We start from the raw sequence: 15,229 nt of genomic DNA on the forward strand, positions 1-15,229 counted from the left end.
CATCAATACAAGCTGCAGGGGACAGACCACGCCGTTTGCGTGACGAGATAAATTCTTATGTGGATGCCGATCGATGATCCAGGCGCAGGATATCCCACCATAAGCTGCTCGAACCACGCGGAACGTAGACGAGCCCACATAAGGGTTTCCCAAGGCACCAATGGGACCACGAACTCGGGCTGCACGGTTTCATGCGTAGACTTCTCGGTATCGTGTAGGCCGGCGATAAGTGGAAGTAGATTGAGTCAGTCTCTTGAATCGGCTGCGGAGCCAGCCTATTGTCCCCGACATCGAAACTGGCCGACGACTGAGCTGCTGCGCCTTATCGTGCACCTGCACGGGCGATCTCCCCAAGTATCGATACACTTTGAGCCAAGGTATCACTGCACCTTGGCTTCATCTTATCATAACAGGGAAAGGAACTCGTTATGGCGACAGGCACAGTGAAATGGTACAACGAAACAAAGGGCTATGGCTTCATTCAGCCGGATAACGGCGGCAAGGACATCTTCGTCCACGCATCCGCTTTGGAGCGCGCCGGCCTGCGTGGCTTGGTTGAAGGTCAGAAGATTTCCTATGAGGTCGAATCCGACCGCCGCACCGGCAAGGAATCCGCTGGAAACCTGAAAACGGCTTAATTCGGCCTTTAACCGCCAATTTTGCAACAGAGGTCGCCTCATCCGAGGCGGCCTCTGCGCTTTTTTGCCGACACTACATTCCGGTATCGAGCCGGAAAAGGAACACAAACATTGGCCCGCAAGAAGTCAAAGCCAGTTGAGAGCGGCTATGCCCTCTTCGACATTCTCTACGAGGATGGCTCCCGCAGCTCGAACCGGCGCGTTCCACGTACGCTTCTCGGCGGGCTTGACGGCGATGAGCCCGCTCGGAAAACCATCGAGGAGCAGGACAATGCTATTGCCGAGAAAGCCGGCCGCCCGCGCATCCCGATCAAGAAGATTACGCGCTCACCCGTCTAGCGTGGATGAGTCTCTCCACAGTAATATCTTCCTGCAATCATGGTCATTACCGCTATGCTGGACTGAATTTCAGCGGCCCTCAGAAATTTTCTTGGCACCAGAACAGAGTAAATTTTACTAGCCACCTCGTGGTCTTTGGCCGTTTTCAGGTGCCCCTCTTGTAAAATTCTGAATTTTCTCTATATATCTATTATCGACTTTGGCCGGACAATCGGGCCGTTTCGCTGTTGGTACTGCCAGGCGCACGTTCGGACTCTCTCCAAACCATCGACGAACCGAGTTGAGGTCACGCTCTGCGGGCCTTTGCTCACGTGCATCTGCATCGACCGCAAAAGGGTACTCCCATGATCATGGGCACCGTGAAATTCTATAACGACATGAAGGGCTTCGGCTTCATCCAGCCTGACGACGGAAGCAAGGACGTGTTCGTCCATGCGACCGCCCTGGAGCGCTCCGGCATGCGCGACTTGGTCGAAGGCCAGAAGGTCTTTTTCGATACGGCCGAGGATCGCCGCTCCGGCAAGACCGCTGTCAACAATATCCAAAAGGCCTGAGGGTGATTGGGCGCACATCATAAGCGCCGTCACGAAGCCGCTCCCGGGTGGAGCGGCTTTTTCTTTGGGAAACTCTACTATTCGATAGTCGCCAAGTGAGGAAGTGATGAACACGTTTCGAAGAGCTGCGCCTGCCAAATCGGTCATGTTCATGGTGAGCTATGACGATGGTCGCACGGCCTATCTGTGGATCGACAATCTTGCACAGGCAGGCGACACGCGGGCCGTTGGCTTGGTTGCGCGGGCCCAGCAAGAGCAAGGATCGCTGCCGGAAGGCACCATCACCAGCATCCGGCGCGTCCGGTAGATGGTGGCCTGAGTCAGATAACGTAGACGAGTTAAGGTCAATGAGTGGAATGAAGCAGAAAGATTTTGGAGAACGGCTGAACGCCGCCAGGGACGCGAAGCAGGCGATGGTCGCAAAGTTCCGTCAGCAGCCCGGCCCTGATGACCCTGCGGTTGCGGAACGGCGGGCCGCTCGGGTTGCCATGAGCGAAGCGCGGGATACCCGCCTTACCGAGAGGAAAGCTCAGCGCCTTGCAGATAACGCCCGCATGGCCGCAGAGAGTGAGGCTCTTGCGGCAGAACAAGCCGAGCAGGAAGTACGCGCAACCGCCCAAAAGGCGGAAGACGACATCAGGTTGGAGGCCGAGCGCAAGGCTGCCCGTGATGCTCGCTATGCGGCCCGCAAAGCACGAAAGTAGTGACCCCTACCGATCACGTCCCGGCGCTTGCGCCGAGTTCAGTTCACTCAGCAGCAAGGAGATCGACCGATGTCTCACAAGTTCAAACTCCGGCAACTGGTCCGGCTGAAGCAACCCGGGTTTTCTGACGGCCAGACGAGTTCCGCCAGCGTGTACGAAGTCACGCGGCTTATGCCGGCCGATCAGACCGGCGAGCTTTCGTACCGAATCAAATCTGGTGCGATCGAGCGGGCTGTCCGTGAGAGCGAAATTCGTAGCACGTAGTCTTCTGAACCGTTCATTTAACTTCCATCGGAGACATGCCGCAGCGGCATTAACCCAACGAACAGAAAGGATATCCTTTGCAGGTTTTGGTACGCGACAACAATGTCGATCAGGCTCTCAGAGTGCTCAAGAAGAAAATGCAGCGTGAGGGCGTCTTCCGTGAGATGAAGCAGCGCAAGGCTTACGAAAAGCCGTCTGAGCGTAAGGCGCGCGAGAAGGCGGAAGCCGTGCGGCGCAGCCGCAAGGTGGCTCGTAAGCAGGCTATTCGAGAGGGGCTGATCGCTGCCCCCAAGCCCAAGCCTCGCTTTGCCGCCGGAGCACGCCGTCCGGGAGCAGCTTCCGGCCCCGGATCCCGCCCTTCGGCGGCAGAGCCGAAGGTTTAATCGGTTCCGATCTGAAGCATTGTATTGGGTCAAGCTTTGCGAGCAGCGCGCGGAGTATCGCGCGCCGCTCAGCAGGTCCTCAGCCGGAGCCTAGGCTTAAAAATTCGCCGACATTCTCGATGATGCGGCGCATTTCATCGTGCGGCTGACATGATGCGTGACGACGGCAGAATGGTGCCGTCCGGAACCATCGACAAGCCGTGCGATGCTGAGGTCGAGCATCATCGGCCAATCCGGGCTTACACAGCGCCTCGGCCGACATCGCTCAACTAATCACAGGAGGCATCTTTTGAGCCACAAATATTCCATCGGCCAGTTGGTCCATGCTGCCGGCACGCACTTTGCCGACCGCACAAGCGGCATTTATGAAGTCACTCGCCTGATGCCTGAGAGCAATTCTGAATTCACCTACAGGATCAAGAACACCGCAAGCGGGACGGAACGCGCTGCCGGTGAATCGCAGATCCGCGCCGTTGATTCCGGACATGATGTCCCCTCGTCGGCAGCCTCTCACCGCTGACTCCTTGGAAGGTTCATCCGCCGTGCAGCGCATCCGCTCGACATTCTTTGACTTTGTGCTGGCCATCTGGACGGGACTGTTTGCGCCCGTACTGGCGATTCTCTGGCTGTGCGGTTCCCCGGAGCGGGGTGTTCGGCTGGCGTCACGATTGTGGGCCCGCGGTGTCCTCGTCAACTTGAAGTGGCTCGTTGGATTGACCTACGCCGAGCGTGGACAACACAATATCCCTGACGGCCCCTGCCTGATCATCGCCAATCACCAGTCCACCTGGGAGACGCTCGCATTCCTGGCACTGTTCCCGGATGTGGCTATCGTCGCCAAGGAGGAGCTGCTGACGATTCCTGTCTTCTCCTACTTCCTACGCAACTCGCCGATGATCCTGATCGACCGGGAGAGCGGCTCGAAGGCTGTGCGGAAGATGGTGGAGGAGAGTCAAGCCGCGCTGGCTCAGGGTCGTTCCGTGCTGATCTTCCCTCAGGGGACTCGGAAGCCGGTCTCAGAGCCGATCGAATTCAAGCGTGGGGTCGAGTTGCTTTATACCAGGCTCGGCAGACCGGTTCTTCCTGTGGCTCTGAATTCGGGCCATTTCTGGGGACCCGGCCGGCCCTATAAGCGAGCTGGGACAATTTCGGTTTCTTATCTCGATCCGATTGCCCCAGGTCTGTCCGGGCATGAGTTCACGCACAGGGCGGAGCAACTTCTCGAGGCGGAGAGACAATCCTCGTGGCCTCAGGCCGCTTAAATCCAGCGTCCGAAAGCGGTGTCGCGCCGGGTCCATGACCCCACTTGCCGAAATGGGGCTGGCCCGGCTCGCGACTGTTATTGTGCGACCACCAGTTCGATGTAGGGCTCGAGGCTGCTATAGGGCAGCGTAAACTTCTCGCCCCGGAACAGCATCGGAACATCTTGCCCGCCTGCGAAGCCGGAAGTCAGCTTGCCACGGACCGTAAAGGTCTCGCCTGCCTTCACTATGCCCCATGGCTCTTCAAGATGATCCTTGATGCCAAGCTCGTTCAACCGGGCGTCGACAGCCTGCGTCCGCTCATGGGATGGCAGATGCCTCAGGCCGCTCGCGAGATCCTCGCGCATGGTGGCATAGGCCGGATTGCGGACTTTATAGCTAAGTTCTGCATCCTCGGTGAAACGCCATTCGGAACCCGTCACCATCTTCTGCTGCTTCGTGACAGGCTGCTTTGTGGGCTTGTCCGCCTTCTTTGCCGCCTTCGCGCGGGCAGGAGGCTCGGCATGCTGAACATCGGCGATCAGCGCCCATTTGCTCGACCACTCGACCGCCCGATAATCGCCTTTGGTCAGGCGATCCGTAAAGTCCAAAATATCCTGATCAATGGGGCGCTTGCCGCCATTGGAGTCGAAGTAGCGCAGCCGCATATCGTCAGGAAGCAGCAGGTAGAAGTTATCGCTTTTCACGTCCACATCGAAAATGTTCGTGACCTTCACCACCTGTTCGCGTGTAGACGGAGCCTCAACACCATCACCCTTCGGGTAGACCGTTGTTCCTTTGGGGACCCGGATGTAGCCATCCACCTGAATCTGCGACATCTGTTCTTCGTCTCTCTTTCGTGGTGTTAGGATCAACTGCTGAAATGGCAGATGGTTTGAAAAGGGAACGGCACCCGAAGGTGCCGCTTCTGTTGCTAGGCTTTCCCGAGCCCCGGATGATTACGCCGCGAGGCGCACTGCACCCATGTCAACGTTGTCGTTGGCATTTATGAATTTGCACTGTCGAGGCCGTAGCTCAGCCTGATCGCAGCCTAGCCTTTATCGCGCCTAGTCGAACCCATATCGCCCCCATCACAAACACACCGAGTCAGCAGTCAGACCTCGAAGAAAGGCCAATCGCCCAAAATCCGCCTTGCGGTACATGGACAGCCGGTGTGCTTGTGGTGGAGGCGGCGGGAATCGAACCCGCGTCCTAAACGCCTATTTCACTATGCCTCTACGATCATAGTCAGGCGAACCTGACACCTGCGATATAGACATTTAAAACCACAATAGCCAGTCTTAAAGCGGACGATCGTTCGCAATGAAGCGCCCCGCTACGCCATGTGACGATACCGGCCCTTCGGATCCGCCAATATCCTTCTGAAGCCGCAGCCGTCTGAGCGCGCTGTCGAACCATCCAGGGAGCACCATGGTTTCCGCCGCGAGTTGCCAGCCTTTGAATAAAGCTTCGCGACTGCGTTCCATCAGCGGATAGCGCTGTCAGAGTATGCATTATAGTTACAACAAACCGATAGTCGATCCGATGGAAACCATGTCTTATCTCATCACAGGGTCGGCTTTTGGCAGGCAGTGCCTCTCGCCTCTGCTGCAGTGCAAAAGAATTGAGGCTGCGAAGAAGAAGAAGCCACTGAGATATACGTGAAAGCGCGGTTAGGCGATTTAGCCTCTTATCTCTCCCACCTTCTCCTTGCTTAGGCTCAACTCATACGCATACATTGCGACTGCACATCATAAGAAGAAAACTGTAATCTTATAGTTCTGGGAACGCTCTTGGCTGAGTACGATCTGGTCCTTAAAGGCGGTCGCGTCGCGACTACCGAAGGTGTCTCGACGATGGATGTGGCGATAGAGGGCGGCGTGATTGCTGCACTCGGCCGTAACCTTCAGGCACGCCGAACCATCGATGCGGCTGGCAAGCTCGTTCTTCCAGGCGGCGTGGATGCTCACTGCCATATCGAGCAGCTCTCCGGCGGTGGATTGATGAATGCCGATACGTTCGAAACGGCAACCCGCTCCGCCGCTTTCGGCGGAACCACCACCGTCATTTCTTTCGCCGCGCAACATCGCGGAGACAGGTTACGCGATGTGGTCGAGAATTACGCGCGGCTTGCCCAGGCTGGCGCCATCACGGATTATGCTTTCCATCTCTGGATTTCAGATCCGACACCTGAAACGCTGCAGCAGGATCTCCCCCGGCTGATCGATGCCGGCCATCGGTCGATCAAGATATTCATGACCTATGATCGCGTGCGCCTACTTGATGAGCAGGTCCTGGACGTGATGATGGTGGCTCGCGAGCATGGTGCTCTCGTCTGCGCTCACGCAGAGAACCACGGCATGATCAAGTGGATGGCCGACAGGCTTGTTTCACGGGGTTATAGCGAGCCGAAATTTCACGGCGTGAGTCATCCTCGCGCATGCGAGATCGAGGCGTTCGAACGCCTCATCCGTTTCTCCCAGTTGCTGGATCAGCCGATCATGCTGTTCCACGTCTCCACAGCCGAGGGCGCAGCCGTCATTCGTCGCGCGCGCGGTGAGGGCATCAAGGTCTTTGCAGAGACCTGTCCGCAATACCTGTTTCTGACCGCGCAGGATCTGGACCGGCCTGGCCTCGAAGGCGCGAAATGGATGTGCAGCCCTCCCCCACGCGCGGTATCGGATCAGGAAGCACTGTGGCGGGCACTTGATTTGGGAGACCTTCAGATCGTCTCCTCGGACCATGCCCCATACCGGTTCGATGAGAGCGGCAAGCTCGCCGCTGGATCGAATGCGAATTTCAAGCAGATTGCGAACGGGCTCCCCGGGCTCGAAACGCGCCTGCCTCTGCTCTTCGATGCCATGGTGAGCCGGGGACGCTCGAACCTCGAAAAGTTCGTGGAGCTGATGGCCACGGCTCCGGCGAGGATATACGGCCTCCATCCCCGAAAGGGCGCCGTTGCGGTCGGCGCCGATGCCGACATCGCGATCTGGAATCCCGATCGGGAGGTGACGCTCACCGATGATGGGCTGCACGACAATGTCGGCTACAATCCCTTCGCTGGAACAAAACTGAGAGGCTGGCCGGAAACCGTCCTGCGCCGTGGCGAGACGCTCGTTTCCGACGGAATGCTTCATGCCGCTCCGGGATCGGGACGCCTGCAATTGCGGGATTGCTCGGCATCCATGCGGCCCACCGGGACGCTGAGTCCCGAATTCGATCCTCAAACCAATTTCGGCGCCAAGCTTTTATGAGCAACGCCTCCCATCTCTCACCGGCTCGGTAAATCATGACTGAAACAATACGGGTTGTACGAAACGCGGCTTGGGTAGTTGGATGGGATGAGGATGCCTCGCAGCATGTCTACATGCAGGATGTGGACGTGGCCTTCTCCAAAGGAGGCATCCTGCATATAGGCGCGTCTTATCAAGGGCGTGCCGATGAGGAAATACCCGGTTCCGGCCTCATGGTGATGCCGGGCCTCGTCAATATCCATTGCCATTCCGGCGATGAACCGATTGCGAAGGGCTTGTTTGAGGATGTCGGCACCGCTGCCCTCTGGGGCAACGCCCTTTATGAATATTCCGCTTTGCTCGACGCTGACGAAGATGCAAAGGCAGCGTGCCAGACGGTGATGCTGGGCGACCTGATGCGCAGCGGCGTGACGACCCATCTCGATATCGCGTCACCCGCGCCGAAATGGCTTTCCCTGGCGGCCGAGAGCGGTTTGCGTTCCTACCTCGCACCGGGCTTCCGGGAAGCGCAGTGGCGCATGGCCGGCAGTCATCGCCTCGACTATGAATGGAACACGGCACAAGGACGCGAACGCTATGCCGAGGCGCTGGCTTTCGTGGACAAGGCCCGCACGCATCCCAGCGGCCGTATCGACGGCGTGGTTGCGCCATCGCAGATCGAGACTTGCTCCGAAGAGCTGATTCAGGAGGCGGTTTCGGAAGCCCGCAGCCGTGGGATGCGCATCACCATCCATGCGGCGCAGACCATGGCCGAGCACGAGGAGCTGCTTCGGCGCACTGGCGAAACCGCCCCGGCCAAGTTGGAGCGTTTGGGTGTTCTCGGGCCGGACCTGATCCTGGGGCACTGCATTTTTCTCGATCACCATTCCTGGACCCGGCAGCGCAGCCGAGACGACCTCGCGCGGCTTGCTGGAAGCGGCACTTCGGTCGCCCATTGTCCTGTCACCTTCGCCCGCAGCGGCATGACGCTGGAGAGTCTTGGCGCCTATCGGCGTGCAGGCGTCAATGTCGGCATCGGCACCGACAGCTATCCGTTCAACATGCTGGAAGAGATGCGAGAGGCGCTGATCTGCTCGCGCGTTTCAGGCCGCAGCGTCTTCGATCTCGATACCCGCGGCCTGTTTTCCGCGGCAACGACGGGCGGAGCGAAAGCTCTTGGACGCAGCGACATCGGACGATTGGCATCCGACGCCAAGGCGGACCTCGCCCTGGTGGATCTGAGCCATCCAGCCATGCAGCCGGTCCATGATCCGTTGCGCAACCTGATCCATTGTGCAGCCGAGCGCGCCATTCGCGATGTCTATGTGGACGGCGAAGCGGTCGTGAAGGACAGGCTCGTCGTCAACTTGGATTACGGCGGGGCGGTGCGTGAATTGCAGGATGCGCAGAAGCGCGCCAGCAGACGGGCTGCGCAGAACGACCCACAGGGCCGTCCCCTCTCCGTTCTCGCTCCCTATTCCCTGCCGCTCGCTCGTCGAGCTTGAGGCCGCCATGAGCGCTTCGGTCTACGTTATCAATCCGAATTCGTCGCAAGCCGTCACCTCTGCCATCGATCAGGCAGTGGCTCCCTTGAGAAGCGCCGATGGGCCGGACGTCGTGTGCCTTTCCCTGGCTGATGGACCGCCTGGCATCCAGTCGCAGCGGGATGTCGATAGTGTTATTGGCCCCATGTTGTGCAAGGCGTCCGAGTTGGAGGGCAGCGCAGGAGCCTTCGTCATCGCATGCTTCTCCGATCCGGGTCTTCACGCCTTGCGCGAACAAAGCCGCCGCCGCGTCTTCGGCATCGCTGAATGCGGAGTGGTGAATGCGCTCACTCTCGGCCAGCGCTTCGGCGTTATCGCCATCCTGCCGACCTCTATCCCACGGCATCTTCGTTATTTCGGCGCCATGGGTGTCATGGATCGATTTGCCGCTGACCTCCCGATCGGATTGGGTGTTGCGGAGCTTTCCGACGAAGATCGGGCTCTCGGCCGGATGATCGAGGTCGGGCGCACGCTGAAAGATACGCATGGCGCCGATGTTCTCGTCATGGGTTGCGCAGGCATGGCCCGATTTCGCGCGGATCTGGAAGAGGCTGTCGGCATTCCCGTCGTCGAGCCGACGCAAGCTGCCGTCGCCATGGCTGTCGGCCATGTCCGCTTATCGTATCCGCTGAGTTGACCGAAGATATTCTGCACCGCGCCCTGCCTACTCTCATGGAGCCTGAAATGACCGATGGCGTCGCCAAGACGACCCTTTTCCGGAACTGCGACTGGATCGTCGCCTGGGATGAAGCCGCTCAATCCCACACCTATCTCCGCAATGCGGATTTCGTGATCCAGGGCGCTGATATCGTCCATGTCGGCGAAGGCTATTCCGGCCCGGTCGATGATGAAGTCGATGCGAGCCGCATGATGATCATTCCGGGCTTCGTCAACGTACATAGTCATCCTGGTCATGAACCGGGTTGGAAAGGCATGCTGGAAGAACTCGGCAGCCCGCGCCTCGGCCAGAGTTCGCTCTACGAGTTCATGCCGGTATTCCAGATCGGCCCTGAATACACGCGCCCGGCCCTACGAGTTGCGGCATCGGAACTCTTGAAGAGCGGCGTGACGACGATCTGCGATCTCGGCAGGCCCCGTGAGACATGGGCCGACGAATATGCGGAAACCGGCATCCGCGCGGTGCTTTGGGGGATGTTCCGGTCGGGCCCCTGGAAAACCACGAATGGTCACTCGGTGGAATACGATCTCGATCCTGCCACGGGCGACCGATTGCTGCGGGAAGCCATTGACATCGCGGATGCCGCCTCAAAGCACCCGAGTGGGCGCATCACGGGCTTTATCGGTCCGGCGCAGATCGACACCTGCACGGAAGGGCAGATCCGCGACGCACTCGATGCCGCACGCGAGCGCAACCAGCCGATCCAGATTCACGCTGCGCAGAGCATCGTGGAGTTCCAGGAGATCATGCGTCGCTACGGCTCCACGCCCATCGAGTGGCTGGACAAGATTGGAGCGCTCGGCCCCGACACGATCATCGGCCATTGCATCTTCCTGAATGATCATCCCTGGCTGCACTGGCCTCACGCCAACGATTTCGAGCGGCTACGCGACAGCGGCGCCCAGGTGGCACACTGCCCGGTCGTGTTCGCCCGGCGCGGCATCGCTCTCAACACTTTGAGCCGCTACGTGAAGGCCGGCATCCGCTGTGGCATCGGCACGGACAGCTTTCCGCACAACATGCTCGATGAGCTTCGCATGGCTTGCTATGCAGGCCGCATCGTTGCGGGCAGCTTCACCGCTTCCACGACGCGGGATGCTTTCATGGCCGCGACCGCCGTCGGCGCCGACATGATCCGACGACCCGATCTGGGGCGCCTCGCACCAGGCTGCAAGGCGGATTTCTCTGTCGTCGACATGAACAACCCCTACATGCAGCCCGACTATGAACCGATCCGCAGCCTCGTCTATTCGGCGAATGACAGGGCTATCAAGGACGTCTATGTCGACGGCCTTCAGGTCGTGCGCAACGGAGAGGTTCTGAATTTCGACATCGACGAGGATCTCGACATGCTGCGTCGTGGCCAAGCAGAGGCCATTGCGGCCGCGCCTCAGCGCGATTGGGCCGGCCGCGGCCTCGAGGAATTGAGCCCGCGCGTGTTCCCGACACGCAACGGATAACTTGGAGGTTGCGCCAAACGCGAAAGGCCCCGGGCAATCTCGGGGCCTATCGATCGCGAGTGCCTATTGAAGCGGATTGAGCTAACGCGCCGTCTCTCCGTGACGGTCGAACACGATCTCTCCGCCACGGATCGTCAGATCGCATCGGGTATCGTTCAGGATATCCTGGGGCGACGCCGATAGAAGGTCGCGCGAGAAGACCGCGACATCCGCCGCAAGGCCGGGAACGAGCCGGCCCCATTCGTGTTCGGCTTTGTTCACATAAGCGCCGAATTCCGTGAACGCGGTGATCGCCTCTTCGATGGACACGATCTCCCGCGCGTCCATGACGGTTCCATGCGAGGTCATGCGGGTCAGCATCGAGAAGAAGTTCGGGAATGGATTGATATCGCAGACGGGAGCATCGCTGCCGGCTGCGGGCTTGAAGCCGAGATCGATCCAGGTCTTCAGGGGATAGGAAGGTTTTGCTCTCTCCCCACCCAGGACGGAAATGTAAAGGTCGCCGAAATCATAGATGAACACAGGCTGCGGCACCGGCTGAACGCCGAGGCGCTTCATGCGGGCGTTCTGGTCCGCCCTGGCATAGCCGGCATGCTCGATCCTGTGACGGCGGTCCGGATCCGGCATGGCCTCGAGAGCGCGTTCGAACGCGTTAAGCGTCTGCTCGATGGCGGCATCGCCAATCGCATGAACGGCGAGCTGGTAACCCTTGGCATGGTAATCATGCACGAGGTCGTTCATCTCGTTGTCGTGCAGCAGCATCAGGCCGGTGGTCCTGGGATCGCCGAGATAGGGCTCGCTCATCGCGGCCGTCCGCCCTCCGGCACTGCCATCGGTGAAAATCTTCACAGGGCCGACACGCAGCATGGAATCTCCCACGCCCGTCACGACGCCATCAGCATAGGCCTGCTCGACAACTCCGCCCGGCCCACCGAGCAGACATTGCGTCGTCCGCACAGGCAGCCGACCGAGGCGCTGGGCCGTGCGATAGGCCGCGACCTCACGGTAGCCCGCCCTCATGCCGACGCCTGCATCCATGACGCTGGTGATGCCATAGGACAGACAGGCCTGGCCTGCATCGTCGATGGCCTGAACAAGCTCCTGATCGGTAGGCTCCGGCAAGACGGCCTTGAGACGGTCACGCCCGGTCTCCGCCAGAAGGCCCGTCAATCGCCCGTCCCGCTGTTCGATGGCGCCACCTTGTGGAACAGGCGTCGTCTCGTCGATGCCCGCCAGTTCAAGCGCTCTCGAGTTACAAATCGTCACATGTCCGCAAGCCCGCACGATCGCGACAGGATGATCCGGCGCGGCGGCATCAAGCTCCTCACGCAGGGGATGGCGTCCGACATCGAGCTCGAACTGATCGTATCCCCGCCCTTGTATCCATTGACCGGGAGGTGTGACGGCGGCGCGCTGCCTGACCTTTTCCAAAAGCCCGGCGAGGGTCGGCGCGGATGAAGCGCGCACGTCCACATGCCCCATGATTACCCCGTAAGGAAGCAGGTGCATGTGAGAATCGCAAAGGCCCGGCGTGGCAAGACGGCCGGCGAGATCGATCACCCGTGTCGATGGGCCGATCAGAGGCTGCATGTCGGCCGACGATCCTGCCGCGAGCACCTGCCCCGCCCACAAGGCGATTGCTTCGGTGACCTGTTCTGAAATTCCGCGAAAGACGCGGCCGTTTGTAAGGACGATATCGGCTTTGGGAAGGATGGGCATAGGCCACTCGCGCAGCAGGAAGCAGGTGCAGCATCAGCTGCAGTTGAGGAAAGTCGAGTTTGCATACCTTTTAGTCAACCTGCAAGATATGAGGCACATGACGTTGGGAAAATCTGTCCTTGAAACCTCGGTTGTTTCAGGTCTAGCTTAACGAGTTAGCGACCAGATAAGGCGCACGGAAAGAGGGAGTGAGATGATGCAATCCAAAACTATGGCCCGTTGGCTTGCGATGGGCCTCGTCGCTGGTGTTACCGCCCTTTCGGCGGCGCCCGCCTCCGCCCAGGCAACGCTGGACACGGTCAAGAAGCGCGGCAAGATTCTTTGCGGCGTGTCACCGGTCGCCCCCGGCTTCTCTTATGCCGATGACAAGGGCGTTCGACGCGGCTTCGACGTCGATATCTGCCGTGCCATGTCGGCTGCGATCTTCGCCGATCCCGACAAGGTCGAATATGTTCCGCTCAACACCAATGTGCGCTTCCAGGCGGTTCAATCCGGCGAAGTGGACATTCTCTCTCGCCAGAACACTTGGAGCTTCTCCCGCGACGCGTCGCTCGGCCTCGATTTCGGACCGACGGTGTTCTACGATGGCCAGGGCCTGATGGCGCCCTCCAAGCTCAACGTGAAGAGCGCAAGCGAACTCGCAGATGCGGCGATCTGCCTGCTGCCCGGCACGACAACGCTTCAGAATCTGGAAGACTTCTTCCGTCCGAAAAACATCAAGTACGAATCCGTGGTGTTCGAGAATTCCGATGAGTGGCGCAATGCCTTCTTCAACGGACGCTGCGACGCCATCACCACCGACCGCTCGGACCTGGCGTCGGTTCGCGCCATCGCGAATGATCCGTCGCTGTACGTCGTGCTGCCCGAGACCATCTCGAAGGAGCCGCTCGCCCCGACGATCCGCCAGAATGATCCGAACTGGCGCGATATCCTGAACTGGTCGGTTTACGCTCTCATCGGCGCCGAGGAAAAGGGTGTCACCCAGGCCAATGTCGATGAGCAGCTCAAGAGCGAGGATCCCGAGATTCAGCGAATGCTCGGCGTGAACGGCGATTTCGGAAAGATGCTCGGCCTCGACAACAAGTGGGCCTACAACATCATCAAATCCCTTGGAAACTACGGCGAAGTCTTCAACCGCAATCTCGGCCCTGAAACCCGTCTGGGCCTAACCCGCGGCCCGAACGAGCTTTGGACCAAGGGCGGCCTGCTTTATGCGCCGCCGTTCCGGTAATCTGAGATCGACGGGCGGACGAAAGTCCGCCCGTTTCACCCTCAGCGGTCTCCGGAAAGGGTCATCATGCGCGCCGATGCGTTGAGCGGGACAAGGCTCCTTTACAATCTTCGCTTTCGAGCCATCCTCTATCAAGCAATCGCCATCGGAAGCATCGTCCTTCTGGGGCTGTATCTGTTTTCGAACGTATCGGAAAAACTGGCCGAGCAGAATATCGCCACAGGCTTCGGCTACCTGAGCCGTGAAGCCGGCTTCGTCATCAGCCAGGCGATGATCGATTACAAACCCACCGATACATACGGCCGTGCCATTCTGGTCGGCATCGTCAATACGATCTGGGTTTCTGCCTGGAGCGTTGCGCTCGCCACCATCCTCGGATTGATCGTCGGCATCGCCCGCCTTTCGCGCAATCCGCTTCTCGCCTTTCTGGCCTTTCTCTATGTCGAGGCGCTCCGCAACGTCCCTCTCCTGCTCTACCTCTTTCTCTGGTACGCCCTGATCGTCACGAGCCTACCAGCCGTGCGCGAAGCTTGGGAGATTCTGCCTCACGTCTTCTTGAGCAACAGCGGTCTGACCGTGCCGTCCCTGGTGTGGAAGAGCGCCCATATGCTCATTCTCGCGGCGCTGATTTTCGGAGGTGCGCTTGCGCTTCTTCTGCATCGCCGCGCAATGGCCGAGCGCATCAGGACAGGGAGAGCCCGGACCAACTGGCCTTTCATTCTCCTCGCGCTTCTGGGACCGCCTATCCTCGCCGCGCTGATCCTGCAGCCCGATCTGACGGTCAGCATTCCGGAAAAGGGGCGCTTCCGCCTGACGGGCGGCTCGCAGCTCACGCCGGAATTCACCGCGCTTCTCGTCGGCCTTTCACTCTCCGCATCGGCAGGCATCGCCGAAATCGTGCGAAGCGGCATCCTGTCGGTGCGCAAAGGGCAATGGGAAGCGGCGCGCGCATTGGGGCTGAGGGACGGTCTCAACATGCGCCTCATCATCCTGCCTCAGGGCCTTCGGGTCATCATTCCTCCGCTCACCAGCAGCTACCTGAGCATCTTCAAGAACTCGTCACTCGCCATTGCCATCGGCTATCCCGATCTTGTCATGGTTTCGAACACCACCATGAACCAGACGGGACAGGCGATCGAGGGAATCGCGATCTTCATGCTGGTCTATCTGGGTCTGTCGATCCTCATTTCGCTGTTCATGAACTGGTACAACAGCCGCGTTGCATTGAAGGAGCGCTAGG

General features: G+C 59.5%; 17 protein-coding genes and 1 other RNA gene. 14 read left to right on the forward strand and 4 right to left on the reverse strand.

The features are described from left to right. Positions 1–428: 428 nt before the first annotated feature. The 7 genes from AB4Y85_RS11100 to rpsU all read left to right on the forward strand — a co-directional run bounded on the left by AB4Y85_RS11100 (position 429) and on the right by rpsU (position 2,882). Entirely contained in the window at positions 429–638 is a 210-nt protein-coding gene (locus tag AB4Y85_RS11100) for a cold-shock protein (protein WP_441984958.1), read from the forward strand. A 111-nt stretch (positions 639–749) separates the two neighbouring features. Next, positions 750–977 carry a hypothetical protein gene (locus AB4Y85_RS11105; protein ID WP_441984959.1) on the forward strand — a complete coding sequence of 76 codons (228 nt, stop codon included), beginning with the start codon at positions 750–752 and terminating at the stop codon, positions 975–977. Positions 978–1,321: 344 nt separating this feature from the next. Further along, a complete protein-coding gene (locus AB4Y85_RS11110; RefSeq protein ID WP_441984960.1) occupies positions 1,322–1,531 on the forward strand; it encodes a cold-shock protein in 210 nt (69 codons plus the stop codon). 106 nt (positions 1,532–1,637) lie between these two features. Beyond that, complete coding sequence (locus tag AB4Y85_RS11115) at positions 1,638–1,838, forward strand: hypothetical protein (RefSeq protein WP_441984961.1); 201 nt, start codon at positions 1,638–1,640, stop codon at positions 1,836–1,838. Positions 1,839–1,887: 49 nt separating this feature from the next. Further along, on the forward strand, positions 1,888–2,235 hold the full coding sequence (locus tag AB4Y85_RS11120; protein WP_441984962.1) for a DUF6481 family protein: 348 nt from the start codon (positions 1,888–1,890) through the stop codon (positions 2,233–2,235). 69 nt (positions 2,236–2,304) lie between these two features. After that, the gene (locus AB4Y85_RS11125; RefSeq protein WP_441984963.1) at positions 2,305–2,499 is read left to right on the forward strand and encodes a hypothetical protein; all 195 of its coding nucleotides are present in this window, start codon (positions 2,305–2,307) and stop codon (positions 2,497–2,499) included. A gap of 77 nt (positions 2,500–2,576) precedes the next feature. Further along, complete coding sequence (rpsU, locus tag AB4Y85_RS11130) at positions 2,577–2,882, forward strand: 30S ribosomal protein S21 (RefSeq protein WP_441984964.1); 306 nt, start codon at positions 2,577–2,579, stop codon at positions 2,880–2,882. A 265-nt stretch (positions 2,883–3,147) separates the two neighbouring features. Here rpsU and AB4Y85_RS11135 read toward each other — a convergent pair whose 3' ends face one another. After that, on the reverse strand, positions 3,148–3,369 hold the full coding sequence (locus AB4Y85_RS11135; RefSeq protein WP_441984965.1) for a hypothetical protein: 222 nt from the start codon (positions 3,367–3,369) through the stop codon (positions 3,148–3,150). A 55-nt stretch (positions 3,370–3,424) separates the two neighbouring features. Between AB4Y85_RS11135 and AB4Y85_RS11140 the strand changes: the two genes are divergently transcribed. Then, positions 3,425–4,144 (forward strand): lysophospholipid acyltransferase family protein, encoded by a 720-nt coding sequence (locus AB4Y85_RS11140; RefSeq protein WP_441984966.1) that lies wholly within the window; start codon positions 3,425–3,427, stop codon positions 4,142–4,144. A gap of 77 nt (positions 4,145–4,221) precedes the next feature. On the opposite strand, the gene AB4Y85_RS11145 is transcribed toward AB4Y85_RS11140, so the two are convergent. Together AB4Y85_RS11145 and ssrA are read right to left on the reverse strand one after the other, a co-directional pair. Further along, complete coding sequence (locus AB4Y85_RS11145) at positions 4,222–4,962, reverse strand: hypothetical protein (protein ID WP_441984967.1); 741 nt, start codon at positions 4,960–4,962, stop codon at positions 4,222–4,224. Positions 4,963–5,040: 78 nt separating this feature from the next. Next, positions 5,041–5,425: a transfer-messenger RNA gene (gene ssrA, locus AB4Y85_RS11150) on the reverse strand. A gap of 491 nt (positions 5,426–5,916) precedes the next feature. Between ssrA and hydA the strand changes: the two genes are divergently transcribed. From hydA to AB4Y85_RS11170, 4 genes are read left to right on the forward strand one after another with little or no spacing between them, the layout of a single operon-like run. Next, the gene (gene hydA / locus AB4Y85_RS11155; protein ID WP_441984968.1) at positions 5,917–7,377 is read left to right on the forward strand and encodes a dihydropyrimidinase; all 1,461 of its coding nucleotides are present in this window, start codon (positions 5,917–5,919) and stop codon (positions 7,375–7,377) included. A gap of 35 nt (positions 7,378–7,412) precedes the next feature. Further along, entirely contained in the window at positions 7,413–8,861 is a 1,449-nt protein-coding gene (locus AB4Y85_RS11160) for an amidohydrolase family protein (RefSeq protein WP_441984969.1), read from the forward strand. Positions 8,862–8,868: 7 nt separating this feature from the next. Continuing rightward, positions 8,869–9,537: an aspartate/glutamate racemase family protein gene (locus AB4Y85_RS11165; protein WP_441984970.1), complete on the forward strand. Its 669-nt coding sequence runs from the start codon at positions 8,869–8,871 to the stop codon at positions 9,535–9,537. A gap of 47 nt (positions 9,538–9,584) precedes the next feature. Then, positions 9,585–11,039 carry an amidohydrolase family protein gene (locus tag AB4Y85_RS11170; protein WP_441984971.1) on the forward strand — a complete coding sequence of 485 codons (1,455 nt, stop codon included), beginning with the start codon at positions 9,585–9,587 and terminating at the stop codon, positions 11,037–11,039. Positions 11,040–11,120: 81 nt separating this feature from the next. Here AB4Y85_RS11170 and AB4Y85_RS11175 read toward each other — a convergent pair whose 3' ends face one another. Beyond that, positions 11,121–12,758: an amidohydrolase gene (locus AB4Y85_RS11175; protein WP_441984972.1), complete on the reverse strand. Its 1,638-nt coding sequence runs from the start codon at positions 12,756–12,758 to the stop codon at positions 11,121–11,123. 196 nt (positions 12,759–12,954) lie between these two features. Between AB4Y85_RS11175 and AB4Y85_RS11180 the strand changes: the two genes are divergently transcribed. Beyond that, entirely contained in the window at positions 12,955–13,989 is a 1,035-nt protein-coding gene (locus tag AB4Y85_RS11180) for an amino acid ABC transporter substrate-binding protein (protein ID WP_441984973.1), read from the forward strand. 66 nt (positions 13,990–14,055) lie between these two features. Then, positions 14,056–15,228, forward strand: a complete 1,173-nt coding sequence (locus AB4Y85_RS11185; RefSeq protein WP_441984974.1) for an amino acid ABC transporter permease — start codon at positions 14,056–14,058, stop codon at positions 15,226–15,228. The last annotated feature ends 1 nt before the right edge of the window (position 15,229 follow it).

Origin of the sequence: Microvirga sp. 2YAF29 (assembly GCF_052114605.1) — a bacterium.
Taxonomy (GTDB): domain Bacteria; phylum Pseudomonadota; class Alphaproteobacteria; order Rhizobiales; family Beijerinckiaceae; genus Microvirga.